Source organism: Hydrophilobacter chitinilyticus, from assembly GCF_049860745.1.
Lineage (GTDB): Bacteria > Pseudomonadota > Gammaproteobacteria > Burkholderiales > Burkholderiaceae_C > Rhodoferax_B.
Genome location: NZ_CP187561.1, coordinates 2306532 through 2330287, shown reverse-complemented (window position 1 = coordinate 2330287; position 23756 = coordinate 2306532). Strand labels below are relative to the sequence as shown.

The 23756-nt window shown below is 62.3% G+C and carries 18 protein-coding genes; 8 read left to right on the top strand and 10 right to left on the bottom strand.

The genetic code is table 11. The annotated features are described in order from the left end of the window. Positions 1-134: 134 nt before the first annotated feature. On the top strand, positions 135-1646 hold the full coding sequence (locus ACPWMG_RS10425) for a sensor domain-containing diguanylate cyclase (RefSeq protein ID WP_483304569.1): 1512 nt from the start codon (positions 135-137) through the stop codon (positions 1644-1646). Between the two features lie 9 nt (positions 1647-1655). Here the strand turns inward: ACPWMG_RS10425 and ACPWMG_RS10420 are convergent, their stop codons facing one another. Further along, entirely contained in the window at positions 1656-2198 is a 543-nt protein-coding gene (locus ACPWMG_RS10420; RefSeq protein WP_483304568.1) for a hypothetical protein, read from the bottom strand. Between the two features lie 92 nt (positions 2199-2290). Further along, a complete protein-coding gene (locus ACPWMG_RS10415; protein WP_483304567.1) occupies positions 2291-3211 on the bottom strand; it encodes a LysR family transcriptional regulator in 921 nt (306 codons plus the stop codon). Positions 3212-3327: 116 nt separating this feature from the next. Between ACPWMG_RS10415 and mdlC the strand changes: the two genes are divergently transcribed. The 4 genes from mdlC (at position 3328) to ACPWMG_RS10395 (ending at position 11483) form a co-directional block, all read left to right on the top strand. After that, the gene (mdlC, locus tag ACPWMG_RS10410) at positions 3328-4965 is read left to right on the top strand and encodes a benzoylformate decarboxylase (protein WP_483305226.1); all 1638 of its coding nucleotides are present in this window, start codon (positions 3328-3330) and stop codon (positions 4963-4965) included. Positions 4966-5011: 46 nt separating this feature from the next. Next, positions 5012-6016 (top strand): Bug family tripartite tricarboxylate transporter substrate binding protein, encoded by a 1005-nt coding sequence (locus ACPWMG_RS10405; protein ID WP_483304566.1) that lies wholly within the window; start codon positions 5012-5014, stop codon positions 6014-6016. A 605-nt stretch (positions 6017-6621) separates the two neighbouring features. After that, on the top strand, positions 6622-10572 hold the full coding sequence (locus ACPWMG_RS10400) for an SdrD B-like domain-containing protein (RefSeq protein ID WP_483304565.1): 3951 nt from the start codon (positions 6622-6624) through the stop codon (positions 10570-10572). A gap of 212 nt (positions 10573-10784) precedes the next feature. Next, positions 10785-11483, top strand: coding sequence for a helix-turn-helix transcriptional regulator (locus tag ACPWMG_RS10395; protein WP_483304564.1), 699 nt, complete (start codon positions 10785-10787; stop codon positions 11481-11483). A 21-nt stretch (positions 11484-11504) separates the two neighbouring features. Here the strand turns inward: ACPWMG_RS10395 and ACPWMG_RS10390 are convergent, their stop codons facing one another. Continuing rightward, entirely contained in the window at positions 11505-11747 is a 243-nt protein-coding gene (locus ACPWMG_RS10390; RefSeq protein ID WP_483304563.1) for a TIGR04438 family Trp-rich protein, read from the bottom strand. Positions 11748-11855: 108 nt separating this feature from the next. Here ACPWMG_RS10390 and ACPWMG_RS10385 point away from each other — a divergent pair, with 108 nt between their 5' ends. Further along, positions 11856-12179 carry a c-type cytochrome gene (locus ACPWMG_RS10385; RefSeq protein WP_483304562.1) on the top strand — a complete coding sequence of 108 codons (324 nt, stop codon included), beginning with the start codon at positions 11856-11858 and terminating at the stop codon, positions 12177-12179. 258 nt (positions 12180-12437) lie between these two features. Here ACPWMG_RS10385 and acs read toward each other — a convergent pair whose 3' ends face one another. Next, entirely contained in the window at positions 12438-14444 is a 2007-nt protein-coding gene (gene acs, locus ACPWMG_RS10380; protein WP_483304561.1) for an acetate--CoA ligase, read from the bottom strand. Between the two features lie 284 nt (positions 14445-14728). Between acs and ACPWMG_RS10375 the strand changes: the two genes are divergently transcribed. After that, complete coding sequence (locus ACPWMG_RS10375) at positions 14729-15337, top strand: TIGR00645 family protein (RefSeq protein ID WP_483304560.1); 609 nt, start codon at positions 14729-14731, stop codon at positions 15335-15337. Between the two features lie 19 nt (positions 15338-15356). Beyond that, a complete protein-coding gene (locus ACPWMG_RS10370) occupies positions 15357-15746 on the top strand; it encodes a TfoX/Sxy family protein (RefSeq protein ID WP_483304559.1) in 390 nt (129 codons plus the stop codon). Between the two features lie 15 nt (positions 15747-15761). Here ACPWMG_RS10370 and ACPWMG_RS10365 read toward each other — a convergent pair whose 3' ends face one another. The 6 genes from ACPWMG_RS10365 to ACPWMG_RS10340 form a co-directional block, all read right to left on the bottom strand. Next, complete coding sequence (locus ACPWMG_RS10365; protein ID WP_483304558.1) at positions 15762-17090, bottom strand: lytic murein transglycosylase; 1329 nt, start codon at positions 17088-17090, stop codon at positions 15762-15764. A 49-nt stretch (positions 17091-17139) separates the two neighbouring features. Further along, positions 17140-17361: an ATP-binding protein gene (locus tag ACPWMG_RS10360; RefSeq protein ID WP_483304557.1), complete on the bottom strand. Its 222-nt coding sequence runs from the start codon at positions 17359-17361 to the stop codon at positions 17140-17142. A 55-nt stretch (positions 17362-17416) separates the two neighbouring features. Beyond that, the gene (locus tag ACPWMG_RS10355) at positions 17417-18388 is read right to left on the bottom strand and encodes a M14 family metallopeptidase (protein WP_483304556.1); all 972 of its coding nucleotides are present in this window, start codon (positions 18386-18388) and stop codon (positions 17417-17419) included. Further along, positions 18385-19374, bottom strand: coding sequence for a Bug family tripartite tricarboxylate transporter substrate binding protein (locus tag ACPWMG_RS10350; RefSeq protein WP_483304555.1), 990 nt, complete (start codon positions 19372-19374; stop codon positions 18385-18387). Before ACPWMG_RS10350 ends, ACPWMG_RS10355 begins: the two co-directional genes overlap by 4 nt. Positions 19375-19509: 135 nt before the next feature. Then, positions 19510-20403, bottom strand: a complete 894-nt coding sequence (locus ACPWMG_RS10345; RefSeq protein WP_483304554.1) for a LysR family transcriptional regulator — start codon at positions 20401-20403, stop codon at positions 19510-19512. A gap of 37 nt (positions 20404-20440) precedes the next feature. Beyond that, on the bottom strand, positions 20441-23710 hold the full coding sequence (locus ACPWMG_RS10340) for a bifunctional diguanylate cyclase/phosphodiesterase (protein WP_483304553.1): 3270 nt from the start codon (positions 23708-23710) through the stop codon (positions 20441-20443). Between the last annotated feature and the right edge of the window lie 46 nt (positions 23711-23756).

Sequence of the window (23756 nt, the reverse complement as noted above, 5' to 3'; positions counted from 1 at the left end):
ACAACCGCAAGTAGCAGCCTGAAACGGGTTAACGCCCTGGGCAACGATAGACTTAGTTGCCTTAGCAAAAAAATGAATGCCGCCCAGAGTTCGCGCCACAAGGTCTGCGCGAGCCCTGGGAGCAACCGCCTCCCGTGGACCAGACCCGTATCGCGCCGCAGACCTTCAGCCCTTCGCCGGACATCGCGCCCAAACCCCATTGGCTCGTTTTCCTGCTGATGCCGCTGCTGCACTTTGCCAGCGTCAAGCTCACCTTCCTGCTGGCGGTCACCCCCGAGCACGAGGTGGTTGTCTGGCTGCCCAATGCCGTGCTGCTGGCCGCCCTGCTGCATTACCGGGGCCAGCGTGCCTGGCTGTTCGCCCTGCTGGCTTTTCTGTCTGAATTCATCGGCAACGTGCAGATCTTTCCCCTGGTGACAGCAGTGCTGCTGTGCCTGGTCAACCTGCTGGAAGTGTTTGTGGCCGACGCCCTGCTGCGCCGCGTGGGCTGCTCCGCCCGGCTGGATCGGGTACAGGACTTCGGTCACTTCGTCATCGCCGGCCCTCTGGCGGGTGCTCTGCTGGCCGGACTGGTGGCGGGCGTGGTGTTGCAGGAGACCTTGGACACCGGCGGCACGCCCTACTTCACCCTGGCCCGGCTGTGGTGGTTTGGCGATGCGCTAGGTCTGCTGATCTATACACCGCTGTTGCTGACGTTTGCGGCGCCGCGGGACTCCGCGTTAGCTTTGTCGCACTGGTCCCGTCTGGATATCATTGTGGTGGCCTTCACAGCAGCGCTGGCCATCGGTGTGTTCGCCAGTCCCTGGTGCCAAACCGGCCTGGGCTACCTCACACCCACGATGCTGCTGCCTTCGGTGCTGTACATGGCCGTGCGGCTGGATGTGCGCTGGACCACGCTGGCCACCGCCCTCATCTCCCTGGCCACAGCCTGGGCGCTGACCACAGGGCACCTGACGTTTGGCTCTGCATCACGGCATCTGGTCATCATGTGGGCGCAGGAGTTCATCGTCACCTTGTGCTTTGTTGGCATTGGCTTTTCCATCTTGCTGCGCCAACTGCGTCGCCACGAGAGCGAACTCGAAGCCAAGGTGCTGGAGCGCACCCAAGCGCTAGAACACTCCAACCGCCAATTGGCCGTGCTCAGCGCCACCGACGGCCTGACCGGCGTGGCCAACCGCCGCTACTTCGATGAAGCCTTTGCGCGCGAATGGGGGCGCACCGCGCGCACTGGCGAAACACTGGCTTTGGTGATGCTGGATGTGGACTACTTCAAACGCTACAACGACCACTACGGCCACCTGAGCGGCGACGATTGCCTGCGCGACGTCGCCAACCTGCTGACCGCCCACTACCGCCGCACCGGCGACGTGGTGGCCCGCTACGGCGGTGAAGAGTTTGTGCTGCTGACGCAGGTGACCGACGCACAAGCCGCCTTCAGCGCGGCCGACGCCCTGCGTGAAGCGCTGCACAGCCTGGCCCTGCCACACGTCGCCTCACCACTCGGTGTGGTGACCGTCAGCATAGGCTTGGCCGTGCGCGTGCCGTCGGCGAACGAGAGTGCCGATAGCCTGCTACAACAAGCCGACCAGATGCTCTACCAAGCCAAAGCTGCCGGGCGCAATCGCACCCACACGTTTGTGGGTTGACCCAAAAGTTTAGTCGCGCATAAACGACAGGCGCTGCGACGACTCAACGGCTGGCAACGGCGATTTGCCGGTGGATGCTTTCACCGGTAGCGTGATGCGTACCGTACTGCGGTCGCCCTCCACCCCTTCGGCTTCAATCCGCAGGCCAAACTGCCCGGCTTCGCCCTTGAGCAGCAACAGCGCTTCGCGCGTGGGAATGTCGCACTGGTGGTGGCCCGCAATTTTTGAGCCACAGGTGATGCGCGTAGGGGCTGACAGCAGTCCTCGGCTGGTGGACACCACGTAGGGAAACACATCTACATGGTGGAGCGCATCGGTGGCCACAAAGGTGAGTGAGACGTCGCGCGACGTCTTGGCGCCGGCCCGCATGGCCAGCGTGCGCGGCGCGATGTCGAACACCACAAACGGTGCGTTGTTGGTCACGTAGTCGATCACTGCCGGGTAGCTGCCGAGCGGAGACGATGGCACTGGAGCTTCTTGCGCCAGCGCCATCTGCGGCAACAACATCACCTCGCACACCAGCACCGCGCGCAAAAGAATCGGTTGCCACATGGCTGCCTCCTGTCAGGTATCAGCCTCCCCGCACTCTCGCTCTCTTTTGGCGAATTCTGCGCCTGCCCATCGGCCCGCACCAGCCCTGCCCGTCAGTGTTTTCCCTCTGCAAACAAGCCCACCAGCGTGTCGCGCAACCAGCGGTTGCCAGGGTCGGCCTCAAAGCGCGGGCTCCAGTGCAGCGACACGCTGAAGTCGCGCAGCGGAAAAGGCGGCTCCACAATCGCAAAGCCCTGCTCGGCAAAGCCCAGCGCAATGTTGCGCGGCATCACCACCGCCAGGTCGCTGGCCAGCACGATGGCTGGCAGCACCATGAAGTGCTCGGTGGTCAGGCGCAGCCGGTCTTCCAACTGCAGCAATTGCAGGATACGCAGCGTGTCCGAGTGGCTGCGCACGGCCACGAAGTCCAGCGTGTGCAGCGCGGCCAGCAATTCAGCGGGTGGGCGCTTCTGCAGTTGCCGCGCCACTTTCACAAACGGGTGTTTGGCCCGCAGCAGCACGATGTAACGGTCGTTCAGCAAATGCACACGCCGCGTGTCTTGCACCGTGGGCAAAAAGCCAAACGCCAGGTCGATACGCCCCTGGTCCAGCGCCAGCACCAAATCGGCCGGCGGCACGGGCTGGGTTTCCACCCGCACGCCGGGCGCCAGGCGGCCCAGCGCACGCATGATGTCGGGCAGAAAACGCGCCTCGCCAATGTCGCTCATGTGGATGCGAAACGTTCGGCGCGACGCTAGCGGGTCAAACTCGTCCGCCGGGTTCAGCGCCTGCTCCAGCAGCGTGAGCGCGCTGCGCACGGCATCGGCCAGCCGGTGCGCCTTGGGCGTGGGCGCCACGCCGCCGCTGGCGCGCACAAACAGCGGGTCGCCCAGCAAGGTGCGCAGGCGTGTCAGGCCCTGGCTGGCCGCTGGTTGGGTCAAGTCCAACTGCTCGGCCGCCCGGCTGACGCTGCGGCACAGATACACCGCGTCGAACAGGCGCAGCAGGTTGAGGTCGATGTCTTTGAGATGCATCCTGAAATGCATTGAATGCATGAGAGATAGTCGCTTCATTTTATTGATTTATGTAGAGCGGGCGCCGAACATCGCGGCATTCGACCAAGACCGGAGACAACCCTATGCCAGTGGACATCGCGCCACCCTCAGCTGCTGCACACGCAACGGCTGCCACTTCTCAAACTTCCCCAAAGCGCGTCACCGTGCGCGAAGCCGTACTCGACCTGCTGCGCGGCTTTGGCATCCACACCATCTTCGGCAACCCCGGCTCCACCGAACTGGCGCTGTTTCTGGACTTTCCGGACGACTTCCAATACGTGCTGGGCTTGCAAGAGTCGGTGGTGGTGGGCATGGCCGATGGCTACGCCCAGGCCACACACAACGCCAGCTTTGTAAACCTGCACTCGGCTGCCGGTGTGGGCCACGCCATGGGCAACATCTTCACTGCGCACAAGAACCGCACACCCATGGTGATCACCGCCGGGCAACAGGCGCGCGCCATCCTGCCGTTCGACCCGTTTTTGTTCTCCGGCCAAGCCACCGAGTTGCCCAAGCCGTATGTGAAGTGGAGCTGCGAACCGGCGCGCGCCGAAGACGTGCCGCTGGCGATCGCCCGCGCCTACTACATCGCCATGCAGGAGCCGCGTGGGCCAGTGTTGGTGTCGATTCCGGCCGACGACTGGGAACGCCTCACCGAGCCCCTGGCCGCGCGTGAAGTGGCGCACACCGTGCGCCCCGACCCGGTCACGCTGGCGCACATTGGCGACGCACTGGACGCCAGCGAGCGCCCCGCCATCGTGGTGGGCGCCGCCATCGACCGTGGCCAAGCCTGGGACGAGGTGGTGCAACTGGCCGAACGCCACAACGCCCGCGTGTGGGTGGCCCCTATGTCGGGCCGCTGCAGCTTCCCCGAAGACCACCGCTTGTTCGCCGGTTTCTTGCCCGCCATGCGCGAAAAGATTGTGCAACTGCTGGGCGGCCACGACTTTGTGTTTGCCATTGGCGCTCCCGCCTTCACCTACCACGTGGAAGGCGCGGGCCCACATTTGCCTGCGGGTGCCACCTTGGCGCAGTTGATTGAAGACCCTTCGGTGGCCGCGTGGACACCCGTGGGCACCGCCGCTATCGGCAACATCCGCCTGGGCCTGCAAGACCTGTTGGCGCGCCCCGCTCCACGCTCGCGCGCGCTGCCGCCGCCTCGCGCCGCACGCCCCGTGGCGCTGCCTTCGCCTGCGGGCGAGCGCATGTCCTGCGCCTACGTGCTGCAAACATTGGCCGAAGTGCGCGCGCCCGACAGCGTGGTGGTTGAAGAGTCGCCCACCGCGCGCCCGGTGATGCACGGCTACCTGCCCATGCTGCAAAGCGAAACCTTCTACACCATGTGCAGCGGCGGCCTGGGCTGGTCGATGCCTGCCGCCGTGGGTGTGGCACTGGCCAAGCCCAACGCCAAAGTGATTGGCCTGATTGGCGACGGCTCCAGCATGTATTCCATCCAGGCGCTGTGGAGCGCGGCGCAGTTAAAACTGCCCATCACCTACATCATCTTGAACAACCGCCGCTACGCTGCGCTGCAAGAGTTTGCCAGCGTGTTTGGTTTCAAGCCTGGCGACAAGCTGCAGGGCACCGACCTGCGTGACATCGACTTTGTGGCACTGGCCCAAGGCCATGGTTGCCAGGGCGCACGCGTCACCGATGCCACGCAATTGCGTGATGCGTTGCAAGCCGCGCTGGCCGCAACGGAGCCGTTTTTGCTGGAGGTGGAAATCGCCTAAAGGCAACCGGTTCGCTTTTTCTGATTCGTTAAAACAAGGAGACAACATGTCCAAAACAACAACATCCCTGCCCCGTCGGCGCCAGCTTCAAAGTGTCGTCTTGGCCGTCGCCGCGCTGGCGGGCGCCAGCTTCGCCCCGTTGGCGCAAGCCCAAGCCTGGCCCACCAAGCCGATCCGCATGGTGGTCAACTTTCCGCCAGGCGGCGCGGCCGACCAAATCGCGCGCATCATCGCGCAGCCGCTGCAAGAGGTACTGGGCCAGCCGGTGGTGATCGACAACCGTGGCGGCGCGGGTGGCAACGTCGGCGGCGACGCGGTGGCCAAGGCGCCAGCGGACGGCTACACGCTGCTGATGAGCTCGGGCGGCATGGTGTCGGTCAACCCCTTCATCTACCCCAAGATGTCGTTCGACCCCGCCAAAGACCTGGTGCCCGTGGCGGCGGCCGCGCGCGTGCTGGTGTTTCTGGAAACCCGTGCCGACTTCAAGGCTGGAACCATCCAGGAATTCATGGCGCAACTGAAGGCCAACCCCGGCAAGTTCTCGTACGGCTCGCCCGGCAACGGCAGTTCGCCCCATTTAGCCGGTGAACTCTTCAAAGACCAAGCCGGCCTGTACGCGCTGCATGTGCCCTATAGAGGTGCCGCGCCCGCCATGCAAGACCTGCTGGGCGGCCAGATCGACTTCATGTTCGACCCCGGCATCGGCCTGAACCAGGTGCGCGCCGGCAAGCTCAAGCTGTTGGCCGTGGGCAGCCTGAAACGTTCACCGCTGTTCCCCAACGTGCCCACGCTGGACGAAGTCGGCCTGAAGGGTTTTGACGCCGACACCGTGTTTGGCGTCTACGCGCCGGCTGGCACACCGGCTGAAGTCATCACCAAGCTGAACACCGAGATCAACAAGATCCTGGCCACGCCCGCAGCCAAGGAACGCATTGCAGCCCTGGGCGGCGAGCCTGCACCGATGTCGCCAGCCGACTTTCACAACCGCGCGGCGTCCGACGGTGTGCGTTTTGGCGAGTTGATCAAGGCGCGGCACATCAAGGGCGACTAAATGCGCCGGGCGTCATTGCTGACGCCTCCTCCCCGCAGCCCGACATTCAGCGCACGGGCCTTCTCCTGCCTGCGGATGAGCGCCCCCGCTGCGACACCTTAGTAGCCGTCCCCCGGGACGGCTTTGCCGCTTCTACGCCCCTCATGCCGCACAGGCAAGCCACGGGCCGATCTCTCGCAATACGCCGCCGCCAAGGTGAGCCCAAGGCGATGCGCTGAACGCGCATGCCGCAATTGCACGCCGACCCATACGCCTCAGGCGTGTTCAAGGCCTTACAGGCCATACACATCTTCACGCACACCGCCGAGCGTGCTTCAGCACCGGGGTAGTGCTTACACAAATTTCAAAAATTGGCCGCTTTTGTTGCGCCAAGCACACTTCAGATTGGCCGTTTTGTACAAACAATAAGACCACACAAAAAAGAATATGCAATCTATTTTGAATTAACAAAAGGAATTCAATTTCTATTCAAAAACATAATTGCATCCAGTTTTTCACCTCTTCTTTTACCACCACGTCTGCTGACACGCCCTGCATGTTTGCACAGCGCTTCGCGCTCTCACCAGCTTGTTTCCTGCTTTTCTCAATTCCCCAGTGAGGCTGATATGACCATCAATCCCGGCACCCTAACCACTGCCATCGGCGATCGCGTTTGGCTCGACGCGAACAAAAACGGCATTCAAGACGCAGGCGAGACCGGCGTCGCAGGCGTCACCGTCAAACTGCTTGACGGAGTTGGCCGCGTCTTGGCAACCCAACAAACCGATGCCAACGGCAATTACCTGTTTACCGGCCTCGGTGGTGGCCAGTACGCCATCGAAGTAGTCAAACCAGGTGACTACAGCTTCACACTGCGTGACGTGGGCCCAGACACCACCGACAGCGACGTCGACACCGTTACCGGGCGATCCGGCATGTACACCCTTGCGCTCGGTGAGCAAAACCTCAGCGTGGACGTGGGACTGCAAGCGCCGCCATGCGACTGCCCCCCAACGGCCAGCCTGGGCGACAGAGTTTGGGTCGACAGCAATGCCAACGGCCAGCAAGACGCTGGTGAAGCAGGTTTGTCCAACGTCATCGTGAAACTCTTGAACGCGGCAGGCGTGGTCGTCGCCACCACCACGACCGATGCCAACGGCAACTATCTGTTCACCAACCTCGCCGCCGGACAGTACGCCGTGGAGTTCACCAAACCCAGCGGCTACACCCTCACCGGCCAGAACATCGGTGCCGACGTGACCGACAGCGATGCCAACACCGTCACCGGCCGCACCGGCCTCTACACCCTGGCCGCTGGCGAGCAAAACCTGACGGTCGATGCGGGTGTCTACAAAACCGCCAGCCTCGGCGACAGGGTCTGGAACGACACCAATGGCAACGGTGTGCAGGACACCGGCGAAACCGGCGCCTCCGGCGTCAAGGTCGAGTTGTACAACTGCATCACCAATGTTTTGGTGGCCACCACGACCACCGATGCCAACGGCAACTACCTGTTCGCCAACCTGATCCCTGGCACCTACCACGTCAAGTTCTATGCGCCGACTGGCACACAGTTCACCACGGTGGACGTGGGCAACGACGCGCTGGATTCGGACGCCAACCCCAGCACCGGTATCACTGGCTGCTACACCCTGAAGTCCGGCGACATCAACACCAGCGTCGACGCAGGCCTCAAGCCTCTGAACACCGCCAGCTTGGGAGACAGAGTCTGGCTCGACACCAACGGCAACGGCCAACAAGACGCCGGAGAAGCTGGCGTGGCCAATGTCACAGTGAAACTGTTGAACGCAGCCGGTGCCGTGATCGCCACGCAAACTACCGATGCCAACGGCAACTACCTGTTCAACAATCTGGCAGCCGGACAGTACGCCGTGGAGTTCACCAAACCCAGCGGCTACACCCTCACCGGCCAGAACATCGGTGCCGACGTGACCGACAGCGATGCCAACACCGTCACCGGCCGCACCGGCCTCTACACCCTGGCCGCTGGCGAGCAAAACCTGACGGTCGATGCGGGTGTCTACAAAACCGCCAGCCTCGGCGACAGGGTCTGGAACGACACCAATGGCAACGGTGTGCAGGACACCGGCGAAACCGGCGCCTCCGGCGTCAAGGTCGAGTTGTACAACTGCATCACCAATGTTTTGGTGGCCACCACGACCACCGATGCCAACGGCAACTACCTGTTCGCCAACCTGATCCCTGGCACCTACCACGTCAAGTTCTATGCGCCGACTGGCACACAGTTCACCACGGTGGACGTGGGCAACGACGCGCTGGATTCGGACGCCAACCCCAGCACCGGTATCACTGGCTGCTACACCCTGAAGTCCGGCGACATCAACACCAGCGTCGACGCAGGCCTCAAGCCTCTGAACACCGCCAGCTTGGGAGACAGAGTCTGGCTCGACACCAACGGCAACGGCCAACAAGACGCCGGAGAAGCTGGCGTGGCCAATGTCACAGTGAAACTGTTGAACGCAGCCGGTGCCGTGATCGCCACGCAAACTACCGATGCCAACGGCAACTACCTGTTCAACAATCTGGCAGCCGGCCAGTACGCCGTAGAGTTCACCAAACCCACGGGCTACAACTTCACCAGCCAAAACACTGGCGCAGATGCGACCGATAGTGATGCCAACACCACCACCGGCCGCACCGGCCTCTACACCCTGGCCGCAGGTGAGCAAAATCTGACCGTCGACGCGGGCCTGAAAGTAGCCAACACCGCCAGCCTGGGGGATCGCGTGTGGCTCGACACCAATGGCAACGGTGTGCAAGACACAGGCGAAAACGGCATCGCCAACGTCACGGTGAACTTGCTCAACGCTGCAGGCACCGTTGTGGGAACGAAGACCACCGATGCCAACGGCAACTACCTGTTCACCGACTTGGCCCCCGGCCAGTACGCGGTACAGTTTGTCAAGCCGAACGGCCTGCAATTCACCACTGCCAACGTCGGCAACGACGGACTGGACAGTGATGCCAATGTCACCACCGGTAAAACGGGTTTGTACACCCTGACGTCTGGTCAGCAGAACCTGACCGTCGACGCCGGCCTCAAAGCGCCTCCGGTCACACTGGAGCGTGACGCCGTCAGCGTGTGTGAAGACCTGTCGAAGACCTTCAATGTGCTGGCAAACGACAGCGGTGCAGGCCTGAAACTGATCAATGTGCGCCACGAGACAACAGATCTCGACTCATTGTTCCAAAGCCGTGCAGGAGCCATCTCGTTCACGGCCGATGGCAACGTCACCTACAAGACGATGACCAACTACTATGGCAATGACCGTCTGGTCTACACGGTGCAAGATGCGGCTGGGCGCACGTTTGATCAATACGTAGACATCACCGTCAAGCCCGTATCCGATGCCCCCACGGCGGGTAACGGTGCCCACTATCACCCGGGGGAATGGGACTTTGCCTACGGCTCACAAGGCGTTTCTCATTGGCAGCACATTTACACCTACGCAGACTTCGGCGACTTCATCGATGCCGCCGACAAACTGCAACAGTTCGGCACACTCAACACTGGCACCCCCAGTGACATCGATACCCGTGTAGCCTTCGTCGTGTACGGCCTGCAAGGCGCGAGTGCACAGTACGGAAAAATTTTGTACGACGGCGTGGCGCTGGACTTCAGTCAAGGGCAGTCCTACGAAATTTCCGTTGCCGATGTGCAAGCCAAGAAGCTGGTATTGGATTTCACCAACCAGTACGTGGACTACTCCATGGACTTCGCGAACAAAGATTCGGGCAGCATCGAAAACAACGCCTGCTACGACGGCGAGATCTACTCCAACATTCGCAAGATCACCATCATCACCCCGGTGGCGCTCGACCTGAACGGTGACGGCCACATCGGCGTGACCGGCGCCACATCGTCCTACCAAAAAGACGCAGGCGCAGCGTTGGGCCACACCGTCAGCTTTGACATCGATGCCGACGGCAAGAAGGACACCATTGAGTGGTTCAACGGCTCAGGCGACGGCATTCTGATCGACAACCGCGACGGCCTGGCCGCGAGCCACATGGACGGCTCGCGCCTGTTCGGCGGGCAGGACGGCTATGGCAATGGCTATTACAAAATGGCCGCACTCGATGCCAACCAGGACGGCAAGCTGTCCGGCGCTGAACTCAAGGGCATTGAACTGTGGGTCGACAACGGTGACGCCGTGGTGCAAGCGGGAGAAATCCAAACGCTGGCACAACACGGCATCGACGCCGTCTCCACGCAGTTGAACCTGACGTACGACGCTCAGGGCAAGCTGCACATCGAGTCCACCGCCGCGCGCACCGATGGCAGCACACTGATGAGCGAAGACGTGTTCTTTGCCCAAGAAAATCCAACGGCGCCCTTGCCCACAATCGAGACCGTGCTGAACTTTGGTGACGGTCCCTTGAGCAAGTTGCTGGCTGGTTTTATGGGCGGACTGCCACACGACATCCCAACCGAGCGCCCTGCTGTAGCGCTGGAACACGCGGCAGACGGCGAGATGTTGCGCAAGCTCATCGAGGTGGTGAACGCGCAAACCGTCCACGCTGTAGCTGCGTAAGCCATCGCATCGGTCAGCGTCAGCGGGAGTGCAGGCGCTGAGGGAGTCCCCTGCACAGATCTTTCGGCGAAGGGACCGCAGCATACCTTTGCGGCTCCTTCCGAGAGGTCTTTTTCTTTGGTGTGAGCAAGCGGCCATCGCATGGCATGCAGAGGGCGGAACGTGCTAGCCTTGCAAAGCACGCGCCACGCGCGTTGTTGAAAACTCCCCGCATGCCTGCCCATCCGTCCATTGCTGCCACCTGCTCCATTCGCCGCTACACCGGCGAGTACGTGGCGCACGCCCACGACCATGCCCAACTGATGTTTGCGCTGGATGGGCGGATGGAACTGGAGATTGAAGGCCACGCCGCGTATGCAGACACCAGCAGCGGCGTGATCGTGCCCGCAGGCATGACCCATGGCTTTTTGGCGCCACAAGCCCGCATGCTGGTGATAGACGCGCCCGCGCAAACGGCCACCGACCGGGTTCGGCGGTTTGCCGTCACCGCCGATTGCCTGATGGTCGCCAAGCAAGTGGCCGCACCCGGCATGCAAGATGACAACACGCACACACACCATCTGCAAATGCTGTTGGCGGCGCCCCGCATCCTGCTGCGCCGTGAGCTCGGCCTGAGCCAACTCGACAGCGCCCTCGATGCGGCCCTGCACAGCGCCTGGAGCACCGCGCAGATGGCCGCGCTGTTCCACCTCAGCCCGCAACGCTTTCACGCGCGGCTACTGGAATTGACCGGCACCACACCACAGGCGTATCTGCGCGCGCGTCGGCTGCAGGCGGCGATGCAGCAGCTCAAAGCGGGAAAAACCTTGGAGATGGTGGCGCTGGAAGTGGGCTACAGCAGCCCAAGCGCCTTGGCCTATGCACTCAAGCGCGAACACCAGGTGACCAGCCGCAGCTTGCGGCAAGCTTGACGCACCGTAGCGACTATCGGCTCAACGCGGTTTCTTCGGCGGCAAACCCATGTTGTCACGGTGCTTGTCGATGCGGCGCTTTTTGCGCGCTTCTTCCGCCTCGACTGCCTTGCGCTTGGTGTAGCCGCTGTAGTCCGCCCACGCCCACCAGGCCGCCGCCAAGACAAATGGCGCCAGCACCGTCCACCAACTCCACACAGCGACGGGCCCGATTTCCAGGTACTTCAGCAACAGCAAGACGATGCCCAGCACGAGCAGATACATCCAAAACTCCGGTAGAAAATGGCGAATCGCCAACGGCTGCTTAGAGGCCCCCGACAAGCCGGGGTGATCCGCCTCCGAGACAGAATGTGGAGGAATGTACCCCAATCGATGAGGAAAACAATGCTGCGTTTGCTGATGAGCCTGCCCCTGCTGTCATCACTTCTTCTGGTGATGGCAGCCCCCGCGCAGGCCGACGAAGCCCTGGCCAAATCCAAACACTGCATGGCCTGCCACGACAAAGGCCGCGTGGGCCCGGAGTTCAAGAAAATTGCCGAACGCTATAAAGGCGACGCCACCGCGTCTGATCGCCTGGCCAAGAAGATCATCAACGGTGGCGGTTCGGTGTGGGGCGCGGTGCCCATGCCGGCCAACCGGCAGGTGAACGAGGCGGACGCCAAGAAGCTGGCGGACTGGGTACTGACGCAGAAGTAAACCGTTTTGCGCGCAAAGAAAAAGCCGCTGCCAAAAGCGGCTTTTTTCATGCATCGAATTGGCATTTTGCACACGGTGTAATTGCGCAAGTCGCTCCTAATTCAGAAGCACACCTCGATCAAAGCTTTTCGGCGAGTTGATCCAGAGGGATGAGGATTTTGCCGCCACGTCACTTCGCTGCGCGAAATGAGTGTCGTCAAACCCAGCGACGGCGCAGTGCGCCGCCCGCCACGCCTTGCGGCGCGGCAGGTTCCTAGATCAAAGCTTTTCAGCTAATTGATCCAGGATCGCTGGATTTTCTAGCGTAGAGGTGTCCTGCGTGATCGACTCCCCCTTCGCCAGACTGCGCAGCAAACGGCGCATGATTTTGCCGCTGCGCGTCTTGGGCAAGTTGTCGCCAAAACGGATGTCTTTGGGCTTGGCAATCGGGCCGATCTCCTTGGCCACCCAGTTGCGCAACTCGTTGGCGATTTGTTTGGCTTCTTCGCCGGTGGGGCGCGAGCGCTTCAGCACCACGAAGGCGCAGATCGCCTCGCCGGTCAAATCGTCGGGGCGGCCCACCACGGCGGCTTCGGCCACGAGGTCGGTTTTCGACACCAGGGCCGACTCGATTTCCATCGTGCCCATGCGGTGGCCGCTGACGTTGAGCACATCGTCGATGCGGCCGGTGATGCGGAAGTAGCCACGGTCGGCACTGCGCACGGCGCCATCTCCGGCGAGGTAAATCGTGCCGCCCATTTCTTCTGGGAAGTAGGCTTTCTTGAAGCGTGCCGGGTCGTTCCAGATGGTGCGGATCATCGACGGCCAGGGGCGCTTCACCACCAGCATGCCGCCCGCGCCATTGGGCAGGTCGTTGCCGGTCTCATCGACGATGGCGGCCATGATGCCGGGCAACGGCAGCGTGCAGCTTCCGGGCACCAGCGGCGTGGCGCCGGGCAGCGGGGTGATCATGTGGCCGCCGGTTTCGGTCTGCCAGAAGGTGTCGACAATCGGGCAGCGTTCGTGGCCCACGTTCTTGTGATACCACATCCAGGCTTCGGGGTTGATGGGCTCACCCACCGAGCCCAGGATGCGCAGGCTGTCCAGATTCGAGCGGTCGGGGTGCACGGCGGCATCGCCCTCGGCCGCCTTGATCAGCGAGCGAATGGCGGTGGGCGCGGTGTAGAAGATCGTGCACTTGTGTTTCTCGATCATCTGCCAGAAGCGGCCGGCGTTAGGGTATGTGGGCACACCTTCAAAGATGATTTGCGTGGCACCGGCGGCCAGCGGGCCGTAGGCCACGTAGGTGTGGCCGGTGATCCAGCCGATGTCGGCCGTGCACCAGAACACGTCGTCTGGGCGCAGGTCGAACGTCCAGTCCATGGTGAGCTTGGCCCACAACAGGTAGCCGCCCGTACTGTGCTGCACGCCCTTGGGTTTGCCGGTAGAGCCCGAGGTGTAGAGGATGAACAGCGGGTGCTCGGCGCCCACGGCCACCGGGGCACAGGTGGTGCTTTGGCCCGCCAGCGCTTGCGCAAAAGTCTTGTCGCGCCCGGCCACCATGTTGCAGGCCGTGGCGGTGCGCTCGTAGACAAACACCGTCTTGATGGACTCGCAGCCGCCCATGGCGATGCCCTCGTCCACAATGGCTTTCAGCGGCAACTCTTTGCCACCACGCATCTGGAAATTGGCGGTGATGACCGCCACAGCACCCGCGTCGATGATGCGCTCGTTCAGCGCCTTGGCCGAGAAGCCGCCGAACACCACGCTGTGGGTGGCGCCAATGCGCGCGCAGGCCTGCATGGCGATCACGCCTTCAAGCGTCATCGGCATGTAGACCAACACGCGGTCGCCCTTTTGAATGCCATCGGCCTTCAGCGCATTGGCAAACTGGCTCACGCGCGCCAGCAGTTCTTTGTAGCTGGTCTTGATGACGGTGCCGTCATCGGCTTCGAAGATCACGGCCGTTTTGTTCTCGGTCGGCGTGCCGATGTGTTTGTCCAGGCAGTTGGCCGAGGCGTTGAGCTCGCCATCAGCAAACCATTGGTAGAAAGGCGCGTTGGACTCGTCCAGCGTTTGTGTGAAAGGCTTGTTCCACAACACGTTTTCGCGTGCCAAGCGGGCCCAGAAACCTTCGAAGTCACTGGCGGCCTCGGCACACAGTGCGTCGTACGCCGCCATGCCGGAAATACGTGCCTTGGCGACCACGGCCTCAGCCGGCGGAAACACACGATTTTCGACCAAGACGGACTCGATCGACGCGGAAGATGCTGCTGGGGTTGCCATGGTGTTATGTCTCCTTCAATGACTGTTTCTGCAAAAGCGTCTGCAAATGCGTGTACGTAGGCTAGCGCCCCGAAATGTCGATGTTGCCTCTTACAAGGCACTGACTGTGGACTGATTTTGTGCGGGATGCTGAGTCAGCGTGTTTTACCCGGGTACTCCCGACACGAAGTGAAGGGGTGCCTCCGGTTTGCTCAACATGACGACCTGTAAACCGTAAGGTCTGCCACTTCAGCCAGGTGCCGCCCCCTACAATTCCACTGGTTTTCCCTAAACCCACTACTCTAATGTCCAAACCCCCTATTTCTCCCCAACAAAACCTGGGCTTGCGCCAACTGTCCGGTTTTATTTTTGCCAGCCGCTGGCTGCAGTTGCCGCTGTACCTCGGCCTCATCGCCGCACAGGCGGTCTATGTCTACCACTTCTGGGTGGAACTGGTGCATTTGCTGGAAGCCGCGTTCGGCAGCCAGACCGCGCTGCAGGCCCTAGTGCACAGCGTGGGCTACAAAGAGTCGGCCGACCTCACCAGTCTGAACGAAGTCATCATCATGCTGGTGGTGCTGGCGCTAATCGACGTGGTGATGATCTCCAATCTGTTGATCATGGTGATCGTGGGCGGGTATGAGACCTTTGTGAGCCGCATGAACTTGGAGTCGCACCCCGACCAACCCGAATGGCTGAGCCACGTGAACGCGTCGGTGCTGAAGGTGAAGCTGGCCACGGCCATCATCGGCATCTCGTCCATCCACCTGCTCAAGACGTTTATCAACGCCGCGAACTACGACGAAAAAGTGCTGATGTGGCAGACCATCATCCACGTGGTGTTCTTGCTCAGCGCCATGGCGATTGCCTATACCGACAAGCTGCTGTCACATAGCCAGAAGAGCGACCATTAAACCCTGAGGAGTGCCAGCCGTGAGTGACTTCGCCGAACATCTGCACGAAGCCTTTGAGCGCTTTGGCCGTATCACGCTCAAGCGCATGTTCGGCGGGCACGGCGTGTTCCACGATGGGCGCATGTTTGGCCTGGTCTTGAGCGACCAGCTTTACTTGAAAGCGGACGCCCAAACCGTGGCGGCGTTTGAGGCCAAACACCTGGCGCCGTTCGAGTACGAGGCCAAGGGCAAGACGGTTCGGGTGTCGTATTACCAGGCACCACCCGAGGTGTTCGAAGACCGCGAAGAAGCCGCCGCCTGGGCGCGGCTGGCATGGGAAGCGGTGTTGCGCTCGGGTACTGCACCCAAGCCCAAAGCAAAGCCGAAGCCTAAGGCCCCCACCGCTCGTAAGAAGCCTGCGCGCGGTTGACCTACAAGCGTTGCGCTAAGGCGTCTGCAGCCGCTGCAGCAAATCTAGGCTCGGATAGCCATCCGCCGGAACGCCAAGGCTACGCTGGTAGCCCCGAATCCCCTCTCGCGTCGCCGGGCCCATCATGCCGTCGGGCTTGCCGGTGGCAAAGCCGCGTTGGTTCAGGGTGGTCTGCAGCGTGACCAGTTGGCTGCGCGTCAGCGCTTGCAAGTCGCGCGGCCAGGCGGCCACCACGCCCGGGCCGCCCGCGATGCGCTGCGACAGCAAACTCACGCCCAGCGCGTAACTGGTGGAGTTGTTGTAGCGCAAGATCGAGCGAAAGCTCGGCCCCACCAAAAATGCCGGACCGCGTGCGCCTGCAGGCAGCAAGATTTCAGCTTCAGTCAACGGCGGTAATGGGGCGCCGTCCATGCTGCGCAAGCCCTCGGCCGTCCACTGCGTGGCAGACTGGCGCACGCTGGGGTCTGCACGGCTCACGTCGAAGCCTGGTGGCAATTGCACCTCGGTGCCCCAGGGTTGGTCGGCCTGCCAGCCCGAGCGCGCCAGGAAGTTGGCGGTGGACGACAACACATCGGCCATGCTGCCCCAGATGTCGCGGCGACCATCACCATCGGCATCCACCGCGTAAGCCAGAAAGTTCGACGGCAAAAACTGCGTTTGCCCCATGGCGCCGGCCCACGAGCCGATCATGTGCTGGCGGTCGATGTCGCCGTTCTGCAAAATCCTCATCGCAGCCATCAACTGGCCACGCGCCCAATCTTCGCGCCGCCCTTCAAAGCCCAAGGTGGCCAAGGCGTCGATGGTGGGAATATCGCCGTAGTTGCTGCCGTAGTTGCTCTCCATGCCCCATATCGCCACCAGAATGCTGGCGGGCACACCAAAACGCGCGGCGGCGGCATCGGCCTGCGTGCGCACTTCCAGCAGCTTGTCTTGCCCGCGCATCACGCGCTGTGGCGACACCGCCGTGTCGAGGTAAGCCCACACGGTGCGGGTGAACTCGGGCTGGGCGCGGTCTAGCTCGACCACTCGCGGCAGGTAGCGCACGTCGGCAAATGCGGCCTTCAAAACCGTGTCGCTGATGCCTGCGGCGCGGGCCGATGCGACAAAACCTTCAACCCAGCGGGTGAAGCCAAGTTGCAACGCAGCTTCGTCGTTGGCAACTGATGTGGTGGCAGGCGTTGAGGTTGGCGCAGGTGCGGCAGCCGCTGGCACGGTTGGCGCCACGGGCGTCACAGACGGCGGGGGCGTCTTTGGCGGTGCAGAAGCGCAGCCGGCCAGAACAGCGGCCAACACGGTGGAGGTCAGCCAGGTGCCACGAGCAGAAAAAGAATTGGGTTGGTGCATCTGGTGATTTTCACCCCTGTACGCAACGCACCAACGCCCACGTGGACATTCAGGCGGGCATTTCACGCATGGTGATGGCGTCGAACGGGCAGCGCACGGCGCATTTCTTACAGCCCGTGCAAGCATCAATGTCGTTCAACACCGAAAACTTCTCCCAGCCCTGCCGCTCCAGCGAGAGCAAATGCAGATGGCACGTGGGCACACACCAGCCGCAGCCGGTGCAGCGGTTGGTGTCGATCACGGGTTTCGGCACGGGGCGGGATGGGTTCATGCCAACCCATCATAGGCCGCCCGTGCAAGAGATCAACTCAGCGCAGCGGTTGCCCTCAAACTAGTGCTTCGCGGCGCGCAAAACGTACCACCGTCACGCCCGCGCGCGCCTGCCGTGTGGAGGGCATCACCAGCACGCAATCGTCGTACGGCGTGGTCACGGGTTCGCCGTCGTTGTCGCCAATCACGGTGCCAGCGGTGGCGATCACCTCCAGCCCTCTGAACGGCTGGTTGAAGGTGAAGCGCTCGCTTTTGGCGACCACCGGGCCGGTGACGTACAGCGCCCATTGCTGCGCGGGATCGGGTTGTCGCCAGCCAGGCAATTGTCCGGCGGCAGACGCGGCCGAGAGAACGCCCGCCTGCACCAGAAAACGCACACATTGGTCACGCGCCACCACCAGGCTTTGCGGGTCGCCATGGAAGCCGCATTCGATCAACAGCGAGCGGGTTTCCGGCGCCTGCCCATCGGGCAAGCCGAAACGGCCGAAGTCGCGCATGCGCACGCCGTCTTTGTGGCCTGCGTCCACCACCACGTATTCGGGCGCGCGCAACTGCCGCGCCAGCGCCACGTTGCGTGGGTGCATACCCGAGAGCGACAACGGCAGGCTCGGCTCGTGCATCGAATGCAGATCGAGCAGCCATTCGGCGCGCTCCACAAACGGCCGCAGCGCGGCCACACGGCGGCGTTCACGGGTTTTGGCCTCGGCAATGCGCTCTGGCATCCACTGGCGGTTCATGTCTTCGTCGACAAAACGCGAGGCGTCGTGGTGGGCGGGGTCGAAGCGGTCAAACGCCTGGAGGTTGCAAAACGCCAGCGTGAGCGCGCCGGCCGATGGTTTGACATCCGCCTCTAACAGTTCTTTCAGCGCCCAGGCGCCACACAGTTCGTTGCCATGCACCAGCGCGCTCACCATCACTTTTGGCCCGGGCACGTTTGATTCGAAATGCCACACGCCTTCGGTGCCCGTGTTGCCGACACGCCAGGCAGCCAGGTCGGGCTGCTTCAGTAAAAAAACGGAATCACTCATTCTTTGATCTTTGCAAAGTCCACAATCTTTTGGTACTTAGCGGTTTCATCCACCAGGAACTTGGCCATGTCTACGTTCGTCGGCGCGATGGTGGAGCCGGTGTCTTCTAGCTTCTTGCGAAAGTCGGACTCTTGCATCGCCTCATTCAGCGCCTTACGCAGCTTGGCGGCCACGGCATCGGGCAACTTGGGCGGCGCCATCAACGCAAACCACACACTGATGTCCATGTCTTTCAACGCCGGGTTGTCGGCCAGCGGCGCAATGTCGGGCGCCGCGGCGGAGCGCTTTTTCTCGGTGATGCCAAGCGCCACCACCTTGCCACTGCGAATGTGTGGCAGCCCGCTGGACAACACAAACACGCCGTAGTCGATGTTGCCACTGTAGAGGTCGGTGGTCAGTGGCGCCACACCACGGTAGGGAATGTGCGTGAGGAACAAACCGCCCTGCTGCTTGACCATTTCGCCGGCCAAATGCAAGGAGGTGCCCACGCCCGAACTGCCGTAGCTGTATTGGCCGGGCTTGGCTTTCACGGTTTTCAGAAACTGATCCACCGTCTTCACGCCGCTGTTCACCGAAGTCACCAGCACCAGGGGCTGAGAAGCCACCAAGCCGATGGGCGTGAAGTCTTTGTAGCTGTATTTGACAGTAGACGAGATGAGCCGGTTGATGGCGATTTCGTTGTTTGCCCCCAGCAGCAGGGTGTAGCCATCGGGCGCGGCCCGTGACACCTTTTGCGCACCGATGGCGCCACCAGCACCACCAACGTTTTCTACCACCACGGGCACACCCAGCTTCTTCGACAACTGGTCGGCCACAGCACGGCCGGTCAGGTCGGTGCTGCCACCGGGTGGGTAAGCGACCACCAGGGTGATGGGTTTATCGGGGTAATTTTCGCCCTGGCTGTGCGCGGCAGGGGCGAAGCCCAGGGCCAGAATGGCCGAGACGGCCGATAGCATCGGCATGTAAAGTTTGAGATGACGTGACATGGTGGGGCCTTAAAAGTTTCGCCAATTTTTATATTGGCACCCACGCAACGATGTGCCGAATCAGCACAAATCCGTGCTTTTAATGCACGCACCTTAACGGGGACAACCTGAGCCGAATTGGCACCAGAACAAGGCTTAAACCGGATTCACGGCTTCCCATAATGTCTCAGCCAATGGTGACAGTCGACGCTTGGCGCGCACCATGCGCACCTCGAACGCGATCTCCAACGCTTTGCCGGGCAAGGGGGCAATCTTCTTGTCTTTGCAAGCGCCCACGGCCAGAGACCACGGCAGCCACGCCACGCCAAGGCCCTTCAACACGTACTCCAGCAACGCGTCGGCCGAGTCGCTTTCCACCACCGGTTTCAAGCGCGGCGCTTGGGCGTGGTTGGCCAAATGATCGGCCACCAGTTGGCCCAAGGCCAGGCTGTTCGCATAAGCCAAATACGGCACCGGCTTGGTGCCCTCAAAGTTGAACAGCGTTTTGCCATCGGCGTTGGCGCGCGACATCGGCACCAAGCGGTCGTGCGCCACCGTGTGCTGCAGGTACTGCGAAGGCTTCAAACGCAGCGCGATCACCGGGTGGTGGTAGGTCAGCGTGAAGTCGGTTTCGCCGCGTTCCAGACGCTGCAGTGCCTCGGCCATGGAGCCGGTGCGCACGTGCACCAGGGCGTTGGCGGTATGCGCCCTCACCTTCCACAGCCAATCGGCGGCGATGGTGCGGGCCAGGGTGCGGCCGGTGGCCAGCGTAAATTCGGCCTGACCGGGCAAGGCGTTTTGCTGCAGCTCGCTGCGCGCCAGCAAGAGGGACTGCACTGTTTGCCGCGCGTGTTGCAGCAAGGTCTCACCGGCTGGCGTCAAGGTCACGGGGCCACCACCTCGGGCCACCAACGCCACACCGGCCCATTGCTCCAGGCCCTTGATGCGGCGGCCAAACGCAGGATGCGTGACGTGCCGCAGCTCGGCGGCGCGCGTAAAGCTGCGTGTGTCGGCCAGGGCGATCAGGTCTTCAAACCATTTCATCTGCATGGTATGTACTCGCGCTTTAACCCCCGCTGGCGGGTATTTAGGTACCGAAGACGCGACGCCGTTCGGTCTGCTCTGGCACCTTCAACCCACGTTCGTTGTTGCGCAGCCAGGCCTCGAACGCGGCAGGCTTCATGGGCCGGGCGAAGTGGTAGCCCTGGAGTTCATCGCACTCCATGGCGCTGAGCAAATCGGCCACGGCCGCGCCCTCCACACCTTCGGCCACCACGGTCAGGCCCAAGGTGTGGCCCAGCGCGATGATGGCGCGCACGATGGCGAGGTCGGTGGGGTCGGTGAGCATGTCGCGCACAAACGATTGGTCGACCTTGAGTTTGTCGATGGCGAAACGCTTCAAGTAGGCCAGGCTGGAATAGCCGGTGCCGAAGTCGTCAATCGACAGTTTGACACCCAGGGTTTTGAGCGCCGAGAGTTGCTCGGCCGCCATGGTCGAGTTGTCCATCAACACCGACTCGGTGATCTCCAGTTCCAGCGATGACGGCGCCAAGCCCTCGTCATACAGCAGCTCTTGCAGTTGCTGCGCCAGTTGCGCGTCGCCCAACTGCACGGCTGACAGATTCACCGACATGCTGAGGAAACCCAACCCGCCTTTGTGCCAGCGAGCCAACTGGTGGCAGGCTTCTCGCAACACCCAAGAACCGATGGGGCGAATGAGGCCGGTTTCTTCTGCCAGGGGAATGAAGCGCGCGGGCGACACCGTGCCCAGCTCTGCACTGTGCCAACGTAGCAAGGCCTCGACCCCCACCACCTGCAGGGTGCGGGTGTTGATCTTTGGTTGAAACTCCAGGCTCAGTTCGTTCAGCGCCAGCGCCTGGTGCAGGCGTTGCTCCAGGGCCACGCGTTGCAGCGCCAGCGCATCGATTTCGGGTTCGTAAAAACGCGCCATGTCGCGGCCAGCATTTTTGGCCACATACATGGCGGCATCGGCGCGGCGCATCAGCAAGTCGCTTTGGTCGCCATCTTCGGGATAAAGCGCCACACCCACGCTGCACGACACGTGTAATTCGTGGCCTTCTACATGGTGAGTTTGGCGGATCAGCGGGATCAACCGGCGCTCCACCAGTTGCTCCACCTCGTGGCGCGACACCACGTTGCGCAGAATGATCACGTATTCGTCGCCACCCAGGCGGCTCACGGTATCCTCAGAACGCACGGCTTTGCTCAGGCGCTGTGCCACCGAGCGCAACACGCCGTCGCCAATGTGGTGGCCCAGCGTGTCGTTGATGGTTTTGAAACGGTCCAGGTCGATGAACAACACGGCCAGGCGTTCGTTGGAGTGGGCGGCAGCGGCAAGCCCTTCTTGCAGGCGCACCTCGCACAGCGCGCGGTTCGGCAACTCGGTCAACACGTCGTGGTGGGCCAGGAACTGCACACGCGCTTCAGTACGCTTGCGGTCGGAAATGTCGACCGAAATACCGATGTATTGCGACACCTCGCCTGCGCGCGAACCCTCGCGCACGGCCGAGATCATGAGCCACGCCGGGTAGGTTTCGCCCGAGCGTTTGACGAAGTTGACCTCACCCTGCCAGGCATCACGCTCGGGCGACAAACGGCCCAAGCGGCTAGACACCGCGTTGGCCTGCTCGCCTTCCATCAGCAGGCTCAGGTGTTCGCCAATCACCTCGTAGAAGTCATACGAAGTGCTGCGGCAAAAGGCTTTGTTGACGCTGAGAATCTTTTGCTCGGCGTCCATGATGATGATGCTCTCGGAAGACGCTTCAAACACCTTGGCCCAGAGTTCCAGGCGCCGCTCCATCACCTTCAGCACATTGATGGGGGTAAAGGTGGTGACCACCGCGTCGCGCCCCTTGAACTGCAGGCGGCGTGCCGACAGCACGGCCCACGACGGCTCGCTTTCGTGGATCCAGCGCACCTCGAATTCGTCGACCGCATCGCGGTCGGCCAGGCGTTGGAAGAAACGTGTGCGCACGCCCGGCTCCAGGCCCGTGCGCCAAGGATCGTCCGTCCGTTGGCCAAGCCACGGCAGCGCAGGCGTGTTGGCGTGCAAGACCTCGTGGTCGGGCACCGAGGTGACCACCAGCGGGATCGGAATGGCCTCCAGCAACGCCTGTTGCGCTTCGGCGGCGCGTTCGCGAGCGGCGGCCTCTTGTTGCTCCAGCCGTTGGTGGTCGAGCTGCGCCAGCATGCCGTTGAAGGCTTTCACCAGTTGACCGATTTCGTCGCGGCTGTGCCATACAGCGCGGCGCGCGTGGTCGCCGGTTTGGCGCACGGCATCGGCCACACCGGCCAGGTTTTTCAGCGGACGCGAGATCTGCCGCGCCACGGCGTAGACCAGGCTCAAAATGCAACTCAGCAGCAGCAAGGCCGTGCCCAGGTGCAGCCACATGCGCGTGAACAGCAGGTCGACACGGTCATGCAGCAAGCGCTCCAAATCAATGGCGGTGCCGGCCCAGGCGTTGGTCAGCGCGTCAAGCGAATCAGCGTAATGCGCGCTGAGTTGCTGCAGACCTTGTGGGTCGACGTGCCCATCGGCCAGTGCCTGCACAGCCGCCAAGAATTCGCCCAGGCGTTTTTCCAGTGCTTCGCGGCCGGGCGTCAAAGCCTCGCGTTGTTGCGGGCCACCCGCTGCGAAGGCCTGGGTGTAATCGGAGCGAATGCCCAGCGCCACGGCATCCAGGCGGCCGGCCAGAATCAACAGCTCGGTGCGCCGGTCGGCCAGGCCACCGGGCGGGATTTGTGTGGGCGATTGCGTGGATGAGGGCGTCGCCGGCACGATGCGCATGGTGTCGTTCAGCACCTCCAGCAACTCGGGGAAGCGCAGCGCCACCAGCGACATCGCGTAGTAGCTGTCGAGGTCGGGGTCGAGAATCAGGTTGGACTGGTTGCCCACCGTGGTGAGCAGTTCACGGGCCTGGCGCACCATTTGGCGCTTGGCTGTAGCGGTGGCAATGGCGTTGGCGGCTTCGTTGGCAGCGGATGGGCTGCCTTGATGCGCTGTGAGGCTCTGCCAACTGCTCACAAAAGCCTGGCTGGCCTCTTTGGTTTTGAGATCGTCGTCGTGCGCTTCACGCGCCCGCGTCAGCCGTTGCAAGGCATCGTTCGCCACCCCAGAGGCCACGCCGTTTTGCAAAAACGGCTGCATGAGCACATCGCGCACGGCGGCACTGTATTCGGCGCCAACGATTTCCTTGCGGGTGAAATCGATGGCGTTGAACTTCTCGTGGATCAGAATGCCCGACACATAAATGACAGCCGTCAGGTCGAGCAGGTAAATCAGTGTGAGCTTGCGGCCGACACTGAGGCGGCCTAACCAGCGGGTAAAAAAATTCATTGCCAGGGTGTACGTTGGCGGCGAACGCCAAGCCTGGCAAATTCGA

What these genes read in the sequence shown, in the direction of transcription:
- ACPWMG_RS10420 (WP_483304568.1), bottom strand. Translation starts at nt 2,198, where the DNA reads ATGTGGCAACCGATTCTTTTGCGCGCGGTGCTGGTGTGCGAGGTGATG.
- ACPWMG_RS10415 (WP_483304567.1), bottom strand. Translation starts at nt 3,211, where the DNA reads ATGCATCTCAAAGACATCGACCTCAACCTGCTGCGCCTGTTCGACGCG.
- ACPWMG_RS10405 (WP_483304566.1), top strand. Translation starts at nt 5,012, where the DNA reads ATGTCCAAAACAACAACATCCCTGCCCCGTCGGCGCCAGCTTCAAAGT.
- ACPWMG_RS10400 (WP_483304565.1), top strand. Translation starts at nt 6,622, where the DNA reads ATGACCATCAATCCCGGCACCCTAACCACTGCCATCGGCGATCGCGTT.
- ACPWMG_RS10395 (WP_483304564.1), top strand. Translation starts at nt 10,785, where the DNA reads ATGCCTGCCCATCCGTCCATTGCTGCCACCTGCTCCATTCGCCGCTAC.
- ACPWMG_RS10390 (WP_483304563.1), bottom strand. Translation starts at nt 11,747, where the DNA reads ATGTATCTGCTCGTGCTGGGCATCGTCTTGCTGTTGCTGAAGTACCTG.
- ACPWMG_RS10385 (WP_483304562.1), top strand. Translation starts at nt 11,856, where the DNA reads ATGAGGAAAACAATGCTGCGTTTGCTGATGAGCCTGCCCCTGCTGTCA.
- acs (WP_483304561.1), bottom strand. Translation starts at nt 14,444, where the DNA reads ATGGCAACCCCAGCAGCATCTTCCGCGTCGATCGAGTCCGTCTTGGTC.
- ACPWMG_RS10375 (WP_483304560.1), top strand. Translation starts at nt 14,729, where the DNA reads ATGTCCAAACCCCCTATTTCTCCCCAACAAAACCTGGGCTTGCGCCAA.
- ACPWMG_RS10365 (WP_483304558.1), bottom strand. Translation starts at nt 17,090, where the DNA reads ATGCACCAACCCAATTCTTTTTCTGCTCGTGGCACCTGGCTGACCTCC.
- ACPWMG_RS10360 (WP_483304557.1), bottom strand. Translation starts at nt 17,361, where the DNA reads ATGAACCCATCCCGCCCCGTGCCGAAACCCGTGATCGACACCAACCGC.
- ACPWMG_RS10355 (WP_483304556.1), bottom strand. Translation starts at nt 18,388, where the DNA reads ATGAGTGATTCCGTTTTTTTACTGAAGCAGCCCGACCTGGCTGCCTGG.
- ACPWMG_RS10350 (WP_483304555.1), bottom strand. Translation starts at nt 19,374, where the DNA reads ATGTCACGTCATCTCAAACTTTACATGCCGATGCTATCGGCCGTCTCG.
- ACPWMG_RS10345 (WP_483304554.1), bottom strand. Translation starts at nt 20,403, where the DNA reads ATGCAGATGAAATGGTTTGAAGACCTGATCGCCCTGGCCGACACACGC.
- ACPWMG_RS10340 (WP_483304553.1), bottom strand. Translation starts at nt 23,710, where the DNA reads ATGAATTTTTTTACCCGCTGGTTAGGCCGCCTCAGTGTCGGCCGCAAG.